12 protein-coding genes are annotated in these 14,826 nt (G+C 51.2%); 8 read left to right on the top strand and 4 right to left on the bottom strand.

Annotation, left to right across the window (positions count from 1 at the left end):
- Positions 1-29: 29 nt before the first annotated feature.
- Genes O1721_RS17220 through O1721_RS17195 form a run of 6 tightly spaced genes read left to right on the top strand, consistent with a single transcriptional unit; the run spans position 30 to position 8,867 of the window.
- Positions 30-2,960 carry a coiled-coil domain-containing protein gene (locus O1721_RS17220; RefSeq protein WP_032648612.1) on the top strand — a complete coding sequence of 977 codons (2,931 nt, stop codon included), beginning with the start codon at positions 30-32 and terminating at the stop codon, positions 2,958-2,960.
- Positions 2,960-3,457, top strand: a complete 498-nt coding sequence (locus O1721_RS17215) for a hypothetical protein (RefSeq protein ID WP_032648610.1) — start codon at positions 2,960-2,962, stop codon at positions 3,455-3,457. The genes O1721_RS17220 and O1721_RS17215 overlap by 1 nt, the downstream gene beginning before the upstream one ends.
- Positions 3,457-3,927: a hypothetical protein gene (locus O1721_RS17210; protein ID WP_032648609.1), complete on the top strand. Its 471-nt coding sequence runs from the start codon at positions 3,457-3,459 to the stop codon at positions 3,925-3,927. Before O1721_RS17215 ends, O1721_RS17210 begins: the two co-directional genes overlap by 1 nt.
- Positions 3,928-3,936: 9 nt before the next feature.
- Entirely contained in the window at positions 3,937-4,329 is a 393-nt protein-coding gene (locus O1721_RS17205) for an NlpC/P60 family protein (protein ID WP_032648608.1), read from the top strand.
- Positions 4,316-6,793: a host specificity factor TipJ family phage tail protein gene (locus O1721_RS17200; protein ID WP_032668806.1), complete on the top strand. Its 2,478-nt coding sequence runs from the start codon at positions 4,316-4,318 to the stop codon at positions 6,791-6,793. The genes O1721_RS17205 and O1721_RS17200 overlap by 14 nt, the downstream gene beginning before the upstream one ends.
- Positions 6,794-6,851: 58 nt before the next feature.
- Positions 6,852-8,867: a tail fiber/spike domain-containing protein gene (locus tag O1721_RS17195; RefSeq protein WP_032668808.1), complete on the top strand. Its 2,016-nt coding sequence runs from the start codon at positions 6,852-6,854 to the stop codon at positions 8,865-8,867.
- A gap of 29 nt (positions 8,868-8,896) precedes the next feature.
- Here the strand turns inward: O1721_RS17195 and O1721_RS17190 are convergent, their stop codons facing one another.
- Genes O1721_RS17190 through O1721_RS17180 form a run of 3 tightly spaced genes read right to left on the bottom strand, consistent with a single transcriptional unit; the run spans position 8,897 to position 11,675 of the window.
- Positions 8,897-10,378, bottom strand: coding sequence for a hypothetical protein (locus O1721_RS17190; protein ID WP_032648605.1), 1,482 nt, complete (start codon positions 10,376-10,378; stop codon positions 8,897-8,899).
- Complete coding sequence (locus O1721_RS17185; protein ID WP_032648604.1) at positions 10,375-11,316, bottom strand: glycosyltransferase family 2 protein; 942 nt, start codon at positions 11,314-11,316, stop codon at positions 10,375-10,377. Before O1721_RS17185 ends, O1721_RS17190 begins: the two co-directional genes overlap by 4 nt.
- Positions 11,313-11,675 carry a GtrA family protein gene (locus tag O1721_RS17180; RefSeq protein WP_032648602.1) on the bottom strand — a complete coding sequence of 121 codons (363 nt, stop codon included), beginning with the start codon at positions 11,673-11,675 and terminating at the stop codon, positions 11,313-11,315. The genes O1721_RS17185 and O1721_RS17180 overlap by 4 nt, the downstream gene beginning before the upstream one ends.
- Before the next feature lie 112 nt (positions 11,676-11,787).
- Here O1721_RS17180 and O1721_RS17175 point away from each other — a divergent pair, with 112 nt between their 5' ends.
- Positions 11,788-12,093 carry a hypothetical protein gene (locus O1721_RS17175; protein WP_032648600.1) on the top strand — a complete coding sequence of 102 codons (306 nt, stop codon included), beginning with the start codon at positions 11,788-11,790 and terminating at the stop codon, positions 12,091-12,093.
- A complete protein-coding gene (locus O1721_RS17170) occupies positions 12,093-13,361 on the top strand; it encodes a Y-family DNA polymerase (RefSeq protein WP_032648598.1) in 1,269 nt (422 codons plus the stop codon). The genes O1721_RS17175 and O1721_RS17170 overlap by 1 nt, the downstream gene beginning before the upstream one ends.
- 429 nt (positions 13,362-13,790) lie before the next feature.
- Here the strand turns inward: O1721_RS17170 and O1721_RS17165 are convergent, their stop codons facing one another.
- Positions 13,791-14,771, bottom strand: a complete 981-nt coding sequence (locus O1721_RS17165; RefSeq protein ID WP_032648596.1) for a VirK/YbjX family protein — start codon at positions 14,769-14,771, stop codon at positions 13,791-13,793.
- Positions 14,772-14,826 lie beyond the last annotated feature (55 nt).

Here is a 14,826-nt window from a genome sequence, read left to right as displayed (position 1 = left end):
GGCGGGTTTTTTTATGCCCGGAGAAAGTTATGGCAAGTGAAAAAAACGCCGGTAGCATCGTTTATGAAATCAGTGCCGACGTCGAGCCGCTGCTGCAGGGCGGTAAACAGGCCATTGATGTTCTGGATAAGCTGGATGCAGCCGCTCAGCAATCTGGCAAGGGAATGGATAACCTCGACGAGAGCACCTCACAAACCGGGGCCGCGTTTACAGAACTGGCTGGATATGCCAACTCCATGGACAACCAGCTGCGCAAGCTGAACACCAACGTGAGTGGCATTGCCCGTGCAATGGAAGAAGCTCGCAGCGGAACTGGTGGTGCTAACAGCGAATTTAATCGCGCTGAATCAATTATCGAGGCTCTTGGTAACCAACTCGCTGTGCTGGACGAAGCACAGGAGAATGGCGCGCGTAGTGCTGCTGTGCTGGCGGCTCAATTACGCGCCGGGTCGAAAGCGACCGATGAAGAGAAGCAGAAGATCGGTGAGCTTACCAGTCGACTCTACGACATGAAAACAGGTGTCGAGAATGGGGCTAAGGGCACTGGTAAGTGGAAGACCAGCATGCAGCAAGCTGGTTATCAGGTTCAGGACTTCATCGTACAGGTGCAGGGTGGGCAGTCTGCGCTGGTGGCTTTCTCTCAGCAGGGTTCGCAACTTGCCGGGGCATTTGGCCCAGGCGGCGCTGTTGCTGGCGCTATAATCGCGCTTGGCTCGGTCCTGGCTGGCGTGCTGATTACTTCGCTGAATGGCGGCAAGAACGCCATGGATGCGCTGAAAGATGCAGCCGAAGCGATGGACAAGGTTATCAACGTCTCTATCAATGGCGTGGCCGCGCTGTCTGACAAATATGCGTACCTGGCGAAGACCAACGCTGAGGTCGCAACGCTGATGCGTAACCAGGCGCTCCTGGAGTACAACGAGGCGATCAACAAAATACCGAAAGCCATCAGTGACGCATCAAGTTCTCTACTGTCTTTCGGTGATAAAGCATTGTCGGCGTTCTCTGGCGGCTATGCATCGGTAGATGGATTTAATGACCGTCTGGCTACTCTGGAAATTACCACCGATAACTATGCCGAGGCAGTTAAGCAGGCATACGGCGCAGGTCAGGCGTTCCAGGCTACTGCGAACAGCATCGGCAATACTGTTGGAGCCGTAGCGGACAAGTTCGGCATCACCGAGCAGAAAGCATTTGAGCTGAGCAAGCAGCTTTCAGATATTGCCAAAAACCCATCGCCAGAGGCTTTACAGCGTTTGGCTACAGAGTTGCAGAACACGCAGAGCTCTACTGAAAAGGGGCAAACTGCGCTCACAGCGTTCGTTGGTAAGTTGGTAGAACTTTCGCGTGAGGCGGTAATCGCCAAAGGCAACGTCGCGGCGCTCAAGCAAGAGACAGACAATCTAACCAGCGGCCAGAAGAACCTTATCAAGCAGTCAGAACGTAATCTGGCACTTTCTAAGCTCCAGGGGGAGGCCCGCGCGCGGTTGCAGGCTAAATACGCTGCCGAAGATGCCGGATTTGCGAAGGATGATCCGCATGCCAAGCAGATGGAGGATGACGCTGCCGCCACTTACAAAAATACAGAGGCGCAGAAGGCCCTCAAATCCGAACAGAAGAAAGGAGCGTCTCAGGCGGAGTCTATCGCTCAGAAGTTGGCTAATCTCAAGCAGCAATCGGAGCTTGCCGCTGACTCAACAAATAAGCTGAGTCGCGAGCAGGCGATTCTGAATGCGCAGCAGTCTCTCGGAAAAGGAGCCACAAAAGACCAGATCGCGCTGGCGGGGCAGTACGCGGCGGCAAAATGGGATACGGCCAATGCGCTCAAAGCACAGGCCGCAGCCGAGAAGCTCCTACCAGAAGCGCGCGAAAACGCAAGCTATAAGCAGGATGTTCAGGATCTGAATACCGCTCTGGCTGCTAAGAAAATAAGCCAGGAGCAGTTCAATCAGACATCTGAGAGACTCGAGGCCACACACCAGGCAAACCTCGCAAAAATCCGCGCGCAGCAGGCGGTGACACCACAGCAAGATGCTGTAGGTGGCATTGATCCGGTTCAGCAACTGGCGAATGAAAACGCCCGAAAACTCGCGCTTATTCAGGCATACGAGCAGCAGGGGCTGATTACTCACCAGAACGCACTTATGCTGCGTGCTAACGCTGACAAGGAGTACGAGCAGGCACGTGTTGCGGCGCAGTGGGAGATATTCCGTAATCAGAGCGCCGGGAACGCAGCGATCGCTGCATCTGTAGACTCACTGGCTGGGAATGCTTCTAACGCCTTTACTGGACTTATCACCAAAAGTATGGACGCCGAAGAGGCGGCTAAATCATTAGGCAGGACTGTATTAAATAGCCTTGTTAATACGTTTGTGCAGATGGGGTCTGAGTGGGTTAAGTCGGCCATAATGGGTTCCACAACCCAGCAGGCTGCAATTGCAGCGACAACGTCAGCTCAGGTTGCTGGCATTGGCGTGCAATCCGCTGCCAGTACCACAGCCGCCGCTGCTTCGACTGCCGCATGGACTCCGGCGGCCATCATGTCCTCCGTGGCTTCATTCGGTGGCGCTGTTGCTATTGGTCTTGGCGCGATGGCTGGCATCCTGGCACTGTCAGGAAAGCGTAAAAACGGCGGCCCTGTATCGGCTGGAGGGATGTATCAGGTCGGCGAAGGCGGTATGCCTGAGATTTACCAGGCCAGTACCGGTAAGCAGTACATGATACCGGGCGATAATGGCAGGGTGATCAGCAACAAGGAGATGACTGCCAGCGGAGGTGGCGGGGTGGTAATCAACATCCAGAACTACACGTCATCCTCGGTCGATGCGCAGGCCGGTACGGATGCTAATGGCGGAGTGACTGTGGATGTAATAGTCGCGGACCTGAACAACGGTGGCCCAATAAGTAACGCCATAACCAGCAACATGAACGTTAAACGCACGCCGAGAGGGCAGGGCTGATGCCAATTATCGACTATCCCGACTGGCTGCCGCTGGCGCAGAAGGCCAGCAAAAACATGACTCTCGATACCGGGTTCCAGACCGATCAGCCAGCGGTCGGCCCGGCTATCTTCGAGAATCAGACCGACGACCTGAAAGTGACCTGGTCGCTGACGTGGATCTTCACTCTGGCGCAGGAGCGCGCTTTCCAGCAGTGGCTACGCAGCCCGAACTATCTCAACCGAGGCCTGAACTGGTTCCGGATGAATATCAATCTGGGCGGTAGCGGCCTGCAATTGCAGGAGCTTCACTTCACGCAGATGCCGGTGCAAACCAGTATCGACGGCGGAGTGGTGACCTGGACGGGAACCGTTATCGCCAATCATCTGTACAACTCTGACGACGAGTTTGACGACATAATTGTTGAACTGCCGCCGCCGTGGGATTCGTGGCTGGATATCGTTGTCACGGGTTATCCGGACGGTCGCGATCCGGAATCACTACCGAGGGTGCCGTAATGCCGAGCTTCAGGGAGTATAAGCAGCAACGCCCGACGCGCGGACTGTACGACACCATTACGTTCTACCATCCATCATTTGGCTATGTCCGCCTTGTCGACAAGCAGTTCTTCCCGAAGACGCTCGGCGGCCAGACGTACACGCCAGCGCGCTTTGAAATCGAAGAGAGCCAGCAGAGCGGTACGCCGGTGATCGACGCTACGGTGAAGTTAGGGCGTCTGTCGTCTGACATTAAAGCTCTCATGAAGCAGTGGAAAGGGGCGGCTCGGCTAACAGCTATTACGGCAACGCGGCAGATCTTCGACAGCGGCGATGTGTCGGTACCGATAAAGTCGTGGCAGCTTTACGTCAAGACGGTGGATATCGATGCCGACGCCGCATCGGTCACTCTGTCCGTCACCAACCCGCTCAATAATAATATTGGAAAATTATACGATCCCCGCGAATACACTGGACTCCAGTACCTATAAGGAATCCGCATGACTAAAGATGAATTTATCCGGCGGGTTATCGGAGTACCGTGGGCTAACCGGGCCTGCTCGTTCGAGAAAGTCGATTGCTGGGGGCTGGTGGTCCTGTATTACCGTCACGTCCTCGGCATTGAGTTGCATCAGACGCCGGATTACGAAGCCGGGGCCGACTTCTTCACCTGCTATCAGGGCGACGTCGTCTTCTGGCGCCAGGTCGATAAACCGATCGAAGGCGGGATATTCGTCGGGTACCGAGGCGCGCAACCGGCGCATGTTGGCCTGGTGCTGAACCGAAAAGCCATTCATGCGCGCGGGGAAAACGGAAGCGTGAAAGAGGATTCATTGCTGGTAATTCAGCGGGCATTCACCAAAGTGGAGTATTTTTCTTATGGCGCTGGTTGAGATATCGAATTTTCCAGGAACGCCTAAGCTGCGTTGCAGGGTGCCAAACGGCACCCTTTTTTATGACTGGCTGGCGGCCAATGACGCTACCTTTCACCGAGATCTGCTGATCGTCCGCAACGGCGTAAAGCTGGGCGACGATGATGAGCTGGCGTTTGAACTGAGTGAGCTGGACCACATCCAGATATTCGACCAGCCAAAGGGGATTGTCGGCGACATCCTCAGCCCGATCTTTAAAGTGGTGGGCCAGGTGTTTTCGTTCCTGGCGCCGAAGCCAGCTATCGCAAACAACGGCGGTAACACGGTCGACTCGCCCAACAATAGCCTGACCGGGCAGACAAACACCGCGCGCGTTTACAAAGCCAAACCGGACATCTACGGTCAGATTCGCTCTTTCCCGGATCTGATTCAAGAATCAGTATTCGAATACGTGCACCAGACGTCCACAGACGGCGGCCTTAAGTACGTCACTGAATGGATGTGTATCGGGATTGGCAAATACGATTACGAGTCTGTGCGCTACTCAGAATCAAGCCTGGGTTCTCTGGCTGGTGCTGAATTCCAGTTCTTCCAGCCTGGCGAAGTTATCCCGCAGATCGTCGAGGGATACGGGTTCGATGACGTCGACGGGCAGGAGGTGCCGGGGCAGAACGAAGCCAGCGATTTCCCGGTAGAGAGCGCCACTGCTACCTCCGTAGTCAGCGGTACCTACTCCGGCGGCCAGATAGCGATGAAAATCGTGAAGCAGGCCGAGTTCGATTACTTCATGGGCCTGGTTCTGCCGCACGCGGTTACCTTCACCATCAACGTCACGTACAACACAGCTTCCGGCAGCGTCACTACTGACGCGACATTCTCCGGTACGCTGATTTCCGCCGTTGAAACAAACGACGGCGCTGTGGTTAACCCGGTGCGCTGGTACACGTTCACGATGAACCAGCTGGAGGGACCGCAGGACATCCCGGTTAACGCCACGATCAACACAACGAAGTTCATCCTGAACGATAACGAGGCGCTGGTGGTCGGCCCGTTCTTCTCCCCGGTAGAGTCGACGCAGCTGTGGCTGCACACGCAATCCAGTCTGGGCGGGAAGAAAGAGACGAACTGGAAGGTTGTCATCTGGAAAATCGACGACGACTACAACCAAGTTCCTGGCACGCAGCAAACCTTCACGTACCGGCAGACGACACCGCACCAGTCGACGAGTGAGGTTTTCTACCGCACCGACAAAATCACGCCGACCGGCGGCTTCGGGAAATACGCGGTCAGCTTCCAGCGCACGGATAACTCCGGCGACGCTTCCCTGCTGAAGGTCGAAGAGATCCACAGCATCAACATCAGGACAAACGTCGTTCACCCGACCGACACGCTGGTGCGCGTAAAAGTTCGGGCGACTGAGAATGCCCTGGGCAGCCGTGAGCGCAAATATAACGCCCTGGTGACGCGTCATACCATCACGTACGACCTCGACACGCAGGCTGTGGATTATACGCTGCGGCCGTCGCGCTCGTTCGCTGATGCGGTTGCGCATACCTGGTTGATTATGGGCGAACAGCCGGTAAGCAGCATTGACCTGTACGGTCTGTACTCTATTGCTGAAAGCCTGCCTGACGAGCGTCTGGGCTACTTCGATTACACGTTTGACGACGAGAACGACTCACTGGGCGACCGTGTGCAGGCGATCTGCAATGCGGCGTCGGTTGTGGCGTACTGGGATGACGGTGTGCTGACATTTACCCGCGATCAGAAGGTTGACTACCCGGCTGCGGTATTCAACCGGGCGAACATGAAGACGGACGAGTACAAAATGACGTACGAAGCTACTCTTCCTGGCGGTTATGACGGCGTCCAAGTGTCCTATGTTCATCCGACCACGAACAATAAGACGTACATCAACTACCGCGTGCTGAACGGCGCCATCGTCGAGCAGGAAGCGGAGAATCCGAACAAGCTTGAAATAGTCGGTTTCCGTAATGAGTATCAGGCACGAGAACGCGCGCTGCGCGAAACGAAACGCCTGATCTACTCCCGGGTGAAGATGAACGCCAAGGTGTTCGAAGACGGGATAATTCAGGTTGGCAGCGTCATTCAGATGCCTGACATCTACGACAGCAACCAGCAGCAGGGTTACATCACCGGCCGCGCCGGGAATGATTTCGATACCAGCGAGCCGATCACGTTTACCGGATCGATGTATGTGCTGGTTACCGACAGCATGGGTAACCCGACACTGCGCTATCCGGCTACGTCCCGCAGCGATACAAAGTACGGATTCACCGCGGCAATACCAGACATTCAGCTCAACATATGGAACGGAGACACTGTGCAGCTTCCATCGCGCTATCTCATAGCGACAGTAGATGAACTGGACAGTCAGCTATGGACAGTCAACAGCATCAAACCGAACACAGATAACACGGTATCTCTGACTGTCGCGGAATACAGCGACGCTATCTACCAATAGGAACCGTCCCCGACCAACCAGACCCGGCCACCGCGCCGGGTCTTTTTATGGAATCAATATGGCTACGACACCAACAAACCTGCCCGTCCCAAGTGAATCACCGCGCGACCTGAAGTTTAACGCTGGGAAAATCGACGAGTTCGTTACCTCTATGGGATGGACTTATACCGATCGCTTCGGCAATCAACACTACACCGTTGAAGGTATCAATTATCTTTCTCAGCAGGCTATGGCAGCCTTCGGTTACGTTATCCTTGCAGGGAAAACATTCACCACCGGTGCGACTATAAACAACCCGAATGAGGTGCTGCTGAATACCGCCGACGGCGAGTATTACAAGTGGACAGGGTCGTTCGCATCAGGGCCTAAAGTGGTTCCTGAAAACTCGACACCGGCCGGCACTGGGGGCATTGCGCCTGGGGCGTGGCTTGGAGTGGGTGATGCCTCCTTGATATCTGCACTATCTGCTTCAGATGGCGAGAAGTTAATTGGTGAGTGTCCAGACATTGCTACGCTTCGAACTATAGAGCCATCCTATGACAAGCAGCGCATCACCGTACGGGAGCACACCGCAAATACCGGCTATGGTGGAGGAAAGTTTAGGGCGGTGCTTAATGGCATAGGGTATACAGACAACAACGGTACGGTTATCAAAACATCGGGCGGATCGGCCTGGATTAGAATTAACTCAGAAGTCATCAACCCTCTTATGTTTGGCGCAGTTCCAAGGGCGGATGACACTACACCCTCATACCATTCAAATATTAACGCTGCCATCGCTGCGGCATCTGGTAAGTCATTTGACGGCCTTTGCATGGATTTCAACATCTCAGGTGAAATCCTTTACAACAATGCATTGGCAACAAAAGGGCGAAATCTCTACCTGAATGTTATTAAAGCTGCTGCAATAGCAAACATAGTTCGTGTAAATGGAGCCGCGCATAGTATTAATGGATTTAAGATTAAAGGAAATAGTACAGATGCCGCAGCAGGAATAGTTCAAAGTAATACCGCAGCCGGTACAGTGATTGAAAATTGTATCATTGTTGATGTTGGACGAAATGGAATTATCACAGCAGGAAAAGAGTGCATTGTAAGAAACAATAAAACCGATAATTGTGGGTACGCTGGTTCAGGTAACTTTCGATGCTCCATTCAGATGAATGAGGGAGAGCATTGCGTGATGGAGGGTAATACCTGCCTTCACGCAAATTGGGGAATCCTTATGCGTAATGAGATAGGGGTAAGCCAAGGATTCTATAACACAATCAGGAACAATATCGTTGTTGCTTCTTCATCGGCTGCAAGTGATAGTCAGGGCATCTCTGCGGCAGCTCAATTTCATCTTACAACTACTGGTAATATTGTAAGAAACTTTGTTGATAACGGGATAGACCATCAAAACTGCTTTGGACTTCTGATAACAAATAATCAGATCGCAGGCTGCAAAGATGCTGTATTCATCGGTGATAGATCTTGCGGAAGGATTGTTATCTCACACAATAATATAGAGGGTTGCCAACAAGGTGTAAGATATTATAACCCATCATCAAATCCTTTTACTGGGCAAACTTTCTCTGATGTTGTTATATCCAATAACTCAATCCTTGGCTCTCTCAATTACGGAATATGGGTTATTATGGCTGGCACATCAAGCGCCAACTACAATACAAATATTGTCAATAATATTGTAGATGGGAATGGTTCAGGCGGTCTCGGTATTGTCCTTGACAATGTGCAACAGGGAACATGTAGCCAAAACACAGTAAGAAGAGTTAACGGTCACGGAATTTCAGTTACAACATGTGAAAGCATAAAAATAATGGGTAATACCATTACTGATGCTGGATTTGGTACGACCGGGACATATAATGGAATCAACATATCAAGCAGTAATAGGTGTCAGGCGATAGGCAATAGCGCAACAGGCGCAACAATGCTTTACGCAATCGTACTTGGTGCTGGTTCATTCAATATGGCACATATTAATGAAGCGAGATCTACAACAGGAGCTACAGCGGTCAACATATCAGGTGGCACAGGAAACGTGGAGTCACTTAATATCAAGTCATAGTAAATGCGCCCCATTAGGGGCGCAGTAATTCAGATTGGCATGCCATACTTCGCATTCATTTCTCTGTCCGGCTGGATTTTTATCTCAATGTTACGAGGTATTAATCCATTTGATTTAAGAGTTTCTGATATGGCCTTTCCTCTTGTCACCGGGAATGGCCAGTTATCATTATTGTCACCCTTAGGGACATGCAATATCATGGTCCTCTGATTGCTTTCTACAGCTCTCTGAACCTGATCTATCATGTCTTGTCCTACCGCATTTGCCACGGAGAAAGTAACGTTTCCATTGTGAGACTCGCGCAAAGAATGTGATTGATCTGTAGCTTTGTTAACTAGGCATAGTAAAACTATTGGGGTAATGTATTGAGAAGCCTTAAAGCGCTCGATGAAGTAACCAAGTCCTATACTGGCCGCCACTATCAGGTACATAAACGAACCCCACATTGCTACAGGTCGAGTCGCATAGTTAGCGCTAGCCTTTGCGCATACCAGAATAAGGGCTAATGTGGTAATGGCTCCAGAAGTCACTGATACCCAGAAAGCGTATCTTTTCCCTTCAGTTGTCTCATCTGATTTTCCTCTTAGCAAGAACACCACGCCGCAAACCAATCCAACAGCCAGCACAACGAAGAAGGTGCGATCTGTTAATTTAAGCAGTGAGTAAAATGCATTGACTGTACCTGAAATATCAAGATGATCTTTTGCCATTCGGTCCGCTCTTCCTCCGTTCATTTCAAAGAGAGCAGAAATAACCCACATCGCCAGAGTAATGCAGTGGAAAGGGTAAGCCTTAATCGTCTCAACAATTTTAAATCTGTTGCTAATGAGGTTCAGAAGAAGTACCACACCGCATATTACTGCAAGCACAACACTGGCAAAAATGTTCGAAAATACACATAGGTAAATGGCGAATATCAGCACGCCAGAAAAGATCGCTCTTTCGTAAAAGAAGGGTTTTAATGTTGCCGACATTCTTAAAACGTAAAGTGCCAGGGTGCCGTTTATGAGGGCTGGAACAATATAGTGATAATAACAAGTAAGATTTTGCTCCCATAACAGATATGGACTGTTGTTATTATTGAGAGTTCTGAACAGGCCAAACATGCAAAGTAGGTATAAGATAACCATGACTGAGCTAGTGTATGTTGACAACCCTGCGGTTTCTCTCATCAAAACATAGAATTGATAAAGAAACGCCACAACAAGAATCGCAACTAAAACCGCTGTCAAATAGGCGATAGCTTCAAGGAAAGTAAATCCAAGTGGCATTACGACCGATGAGGCAATGTTACCAAAGAGTGGGAAAGCAACCTCAGGCACAACCTTAATTGGATTAAAACCTCCCCACTGTGGATATGCCTGCCTTCCGGAAGAAAGATTGATCCACTCATCACCAGAGATAATTGTCACCGGATGGATAGCAGTAAAAAACACAGCCACTACAGCAAAAACAAAAGTGAATAACACCCACTTTAAATGAGTTTCTTTTTCCAAAGCCTGACTAATCATTTCTCTTCCTTCCGATTATCCTTGAGATCGTTTTTGATGATATAACGAGGTCTTCCCTTGACTTCAACATAAATCCTGCCGATATATTCCCCAAGCACACCGATGCCTATCAATTGAATCCCGCCCAAGAAAAGTATTGAAACCAGCAGTGATGGATAGCCGCGAACCGGATTGCCGAATGCTAACGTGTCGACGATCATCCATGCGCCATAGATGAAGGCCAGGCCAGCTACAAATAAACCGATATACGTCCACATGCGCAGCGGAAAAGTTGAGAAACTGGTAATGCCCTCTAATGCAAGATTCCACAGCTTCCATCCATTGAACTTAGAATCCCCGGCAACACGTTCTGCGCGGGCATATTCAACAACATCAGTGCGGCCGCCAACCCAACTCAAAACGCCTTTCATGAAAAGGTTGCGTTCTGGCATTAGCTTGATGTTTTCAACCACATCTCGAGACATCAGGCGGAAGTCACCCACGTTCTCCTCGATCTGCGGGTTACTGATTTTGTTATGCAGCTTATAGAACCACTCAGCTGTCTTGCGCTTCAGTCGGCCATCTGTTGAGCGATCAGAGCGTTTAGCCAGAACCATATCAGCCCCGGCCTGCCATTTCTCTATCAGATGAGGAATGACTTCGATAGGGTCCTGCAAGTCTACATCGATCGGGATAATCGCTTCACCGGTCGCGTGGTCAAGGCCGGCGAACAGAGCGGGCTCTTTACCGAAGTTTCTTGTGAATGACAGCGGAACCACAAGTGGGTCTGCAACAGCAATCGCATTAATTATCGACTCTGTAGCATCTTTGCTGCCGTCATTGATGAAGACTATCTCTACTTCATGCTGCTGAAGCCCTTCAAATTCCCGAACCGTTTTATAAAAAATAGGTATCGCATCTTCTTCGTTGAAGACGGGAACGACTAGAGAAATTTTCATTTCGCATCCCTAAAGACAATGAACTTTGAATAAATAAAACCGCACACCAGACTGATTGCGGAGAAGAGAATGAGAGTCACAATTGGAGCCATACCGGACTTATCGGCAGCCCAACCAACAGCTGCGCTCAAGGATCCCATAAACCCTACATACAGCATGTAGCGCATCGTGGTTGTCGAAGACTTAAACGTGAACCTGGCGTTTGCAAAGAAGCTGAATGACACCGCTACAACGAACCCGGCGAAGTTGCCAAGTGCCTGGCCTGTGTGAAACGCATAAATGCAAATAGCGAACACAACCCAATGAATGAGCGTGTTGATAACACCTATTGATGTGTACTTGGCGAATAACTTTAACATTATAGAAATCAGTGAATTCGGAAAGGTCTGAAGTTTAGCATCACTGTCCAACTTGATCGACTCTCATATTTGACGATACTGTATATAAACACAGTTGTTTTGGGAGGTGGCCATGGAGGCAAAAGCTCAGCGATACAGGCTTGAACAGTTATGTAGCGTTAACCGCTACTCGTGCCTGGTTGAAACGTCAGGTGGTTATGCGCTTTTTCAGCCTGATCTTGTGCCCGACAACGGAACGCGCGTGCTGGTGCATGCGTTCGGACAACTACAATTCGCGGTCGTTATGGGCGGGGCGCTCATCACCGAAGACGGTGAAAGCATAGAAGGCGATGGTTTAGATGAAGTTGAAGTCATGGGAGTGGTAACCTTCTTTATAAATGGCGTTGCGGCGTTCACAGACGACAATCCGGTGATGTGATGTTTGCCCTGGTCGATGTGAACTCATTTTATGCCAGCTGTGAAACAGTATTCAGACCCGACCTGCGCGGGCGGCCAATTGTCGTTCTGTCGAATAATGACGGCTGCGTAATAGCACGTAGCGCCGAGGCAAAGGCAGCCGGGATAGCGATGGGTGAGCCGTTCTTCAAGCAGAAGGAGTTGTTCCGGCGAGCTGGGGTTGTTTGCTTCAGCAGCAACTACGAGCTCTATGCAGACATGTCCAGCCGGGTAATGACCACGCTGGAAGAAATGAGCCCGCGCGTGGAAATTTACAGCATAGACGAAGCCTTTTGCGATCTGACCGGCGTAAGAAACTGCCGGGACCTGACTGAATTTGGGAAAGAGATCCGCGCGACCGTTTTACAGCGGACGCATCTTACAGTCGGCGTCGGCATAGCGCAGACCAAGACACTCGCGAAGCTGGCCAATCATGCTGCGAAAAAATGGCAGCGGCAGACTGGAGGCGTGGTCGATCTCTCAAACGTCGACCGGCAGCGCAGGTTAATGGCACTGGTGCCGGTAGAGGATGTCTGGGGCGTTGGCCGGCGCATCAGCAAGAAGCTGAACGCTATGGGCATAAAAACCGCACTGGACCTCTCAGAACAAAGCACGTGGATTATCCGTAAACACTTTAACGTTGTGCTGGAGCGAACCGTCCGGGAGCTGCGCGGCGAGCCATGCCTGGATCTGGAGGAGTTCGCCCCGGTAAAGCAGGAAATTGTATGCAGCCGATCGTTTGGCGAACGTATTACTGACTATGAACACATGCGGCAGGCGATTTGCAGTTATGCGGCCCGTGGAGCTGAAAAGCTACGTGGTGAGCACCAGTACTGCCGTTTTATCTCCGCTTTCGTCAAGACATCACCTTTTGCCCTTAATGAGCCGTATTACGGAAACAGCGCATCGGTAAGGCTTCTCACGCCAACTCAGGACAGCAGAGACATCATCAACGCCGCGATAAAGTGTCTGGACAAAATATGGAAGGACGGCCACCGGTACCAGAAAGCGGGTGTGATGCTGGGTGACTTCTTCAGCCAGGGCGTGGCCCAACTCAACCTGTTCGACGACAGCGCTCCGCGTGCCGGAAGTGAAAAGTTGATGGAAGTGCTGGATCACCTGAATGCAAAGGACGGAAAGGGCACGCTCTATTTTGCCGGGCAGGGTATACAGCAGCAGTGGCAGATGAAGCGTGAAATGCTGTCGCCTCGATACACTACGAGATTTGCAGATTTGCTTGTTGTCCGATAAAAGAGGTGCGCACCTGATAAATCTTACAATCGGATCGGTGGTGATTATGCTGATGAAGGCATTGGGCGTAAAGTGGCAAGTTGCGAAACTGGAAGGAGCTACGCAAAGTTGGGGAGATTTCGGATCGAAGCGATCCCGAAGTTCACTCGTCGCCCACTCGAAAAAGATGGCAACGGTTTGATCTTGAATGGATGTATTGGTAAGCATTGAAACCCGTTTTTAACGGGTTTCTGATGTGTAAGTGTTTGAATAAATTCAAAAAGGACTGGTTGAAGCGGAAACAGGAATCGTATTCGGTCTCTTTTTATCTGCTTGAAAATAAACGATAAAATCCGGTTATCGTCTCAGCAGAAGGTTCACTTCCTGTGGGCCTGCCTCAAACATACCACAACCCGGCAGGCGTAAGTCCAGTCCTTTTTGGCTGTTTTGTTAAATTTTTGTTTGTTTTTTGCCTGAGGCGGCTGCGGGATCAATGCGCGCATGTACGGAAGCCGCAATATCATCAAGTAACGCAAAGCGGCGACGGTATTCGGCGCGTTTTTTGCTGGCAATCTCCTCCAGTGCTTTACGCTCCATCTGGAGCGGCAACTGCCAGCAGAAGGGGGAGAGTTTCTTTCCGTTCAGGCCTTCCCAGAACTCGTCGTAGCTGGCGTGAAAATGACGGCCTTTGCTCAGACGGTAGCGCAGCGCGCGGAAAACATGGCCTTCATCGCTGACGGCAAAAATCGCGCTAATGTTCGAGCGTGAGGCAAGCTGGAAGATCACCTCCATCAGCACGCGTTTCGGGAAAAGCCCATGGCAGGCACGGGTAGCCTGCTTAATCACCTCCCGTGAAACATGACGACGTGGACCCTGAAGGCCGCCGATCACCAGCACCGTACGGCCGTTACTGCGTGCGACACAGAACGTCAGGCTGGCAAGCAGCGTATTGTCATTGTCGTGCAGCCAAAGCGTGCTTTCGCCTTCGCGTTCGGCCTTACCTGCGGACGAGGCGTGGACGGTATAGATTTCGCCGTTTTTTGCCTCGAACCGGACAACCGGCACCTCTTGCGGGCTGGTCAGCGCGTGGGCGAGGGCGATGTTTTTCAGACTATCAATCCACTGATAGTGGCTGATGATAGCATCGGCCCGATCGTTTGAGTTCAGGCCGCGCATCAGATACTGGCGGTGAGTTTTGCTCGGCAAGGTAATTTGAGAGGTGAGCAGCCTGTCGAAATCATCGCGCCCGGACAGCGCCTCCAGCATGCGATGGGTGGAGGACCAGAATAAAAGCGAGCGTAGAAGGAACTTTAACCGGTAATCACGTTTGTGCCAGATTGGGCCGGGAACGCGTTTTCCTCTCACCAGTTCAGAAATAATATTTGTGCGATGCGGATAAAAAACATCGTTTTGCAGGTGTATGTTTGACACGTGAAAATCCCTCTTTTTATTCCGCTCTATTTTAAAGGCCAGGGAATAAGGGATT

Source organism: Enterobacter cloacae complex sp. HYC033_NIDB (assembly GCF_056673335.1).
Note: the sequence above shows the minus strand (reverse complement) of the source record. Positions and strands in the feature narration are given on the sequence as shown.

Excerpts from the sequence above, each read along its gene's own strand:
- O1721_RS17220 (WP_032648612.1), top strand. The coding sequence starts at position 30 with ATGGCAAGTGAAAAAAACGCCGGTAGCATCGTTTATGAAATCAGTGCC.
- O1721_RS17215 (WP_032648610.1), top strand. The coding sequence starts at position 2,960 with ATGCCAATTATCGACTATCCCGACTGGCTGCCGCTGGCGCAGAAGGCC.
- O1721_RS17210 (WP_032648609.1), top strand. The coding sequence starts at position 3,457 with ATGCCGAGCTTCAGGGAGTATAAGCAGCAACGCCCGACGCGCGGACTG.
- O1721_RS17205 (WP_032648608.1), top strand. The coding sequence starts at position 3,937 with ATGACTAAAGATGAATTTATCCGGCGGGTTATCGGAGTACCGTGGGCT.
- O1721_RS17200 (WP_032668806.1), top strand. The coding sequence starts at position 4,316 with ATGGCGCTGGTTGAGATATCGAATTTTCCAGGAACGCCTAAGCTGCGT.
- O1721_RS17195 (WP_032668808.1), top strand. The coding sequence starts at position 6,852 with ATGGCTACGACACCAACAAACCTGCCCGTCCCAAGTGAATCACCGCGC.
- O1721_RS17190 (WP_032648605.1), bottom strand. The coding sequence starts at position 10,378 with ATGATTAGTCAGGCTTTGGAAAAAGAAACTCATTTAAAGTGGGTGTTA.
- O1721_RS17185 (WP_032648604.1), bottom strand. The coding sequence starts at position 11,316 with ATGAAAATTTCTCTAGTCGTTCCCGTCTTCAACGAAGAAGATGCGATA.
- O1721_RS17180 (WP_032648602.1), bottom strand. The coding sequence starts at position 11,675 with ATGTTAAAGTTATTCGCCAAGTACACATCAATAGGTGTTATCAACACG.
- O1721_RS17175 (WP_032648600.1), top strand. The coding sequence starts at position 11,788 with ATGGAGGCAAAAGCTCAGCGATACAGGCTTGAACAGTTATGTAGCGTT.
- O1721_RS17170 (WP_032648598.1), top strand. The coding sequence starts at position 12,093 with ATGTTTGCCCTGGTCGATGTGAACTCATTTTATGCCAGCTGTGAAACA.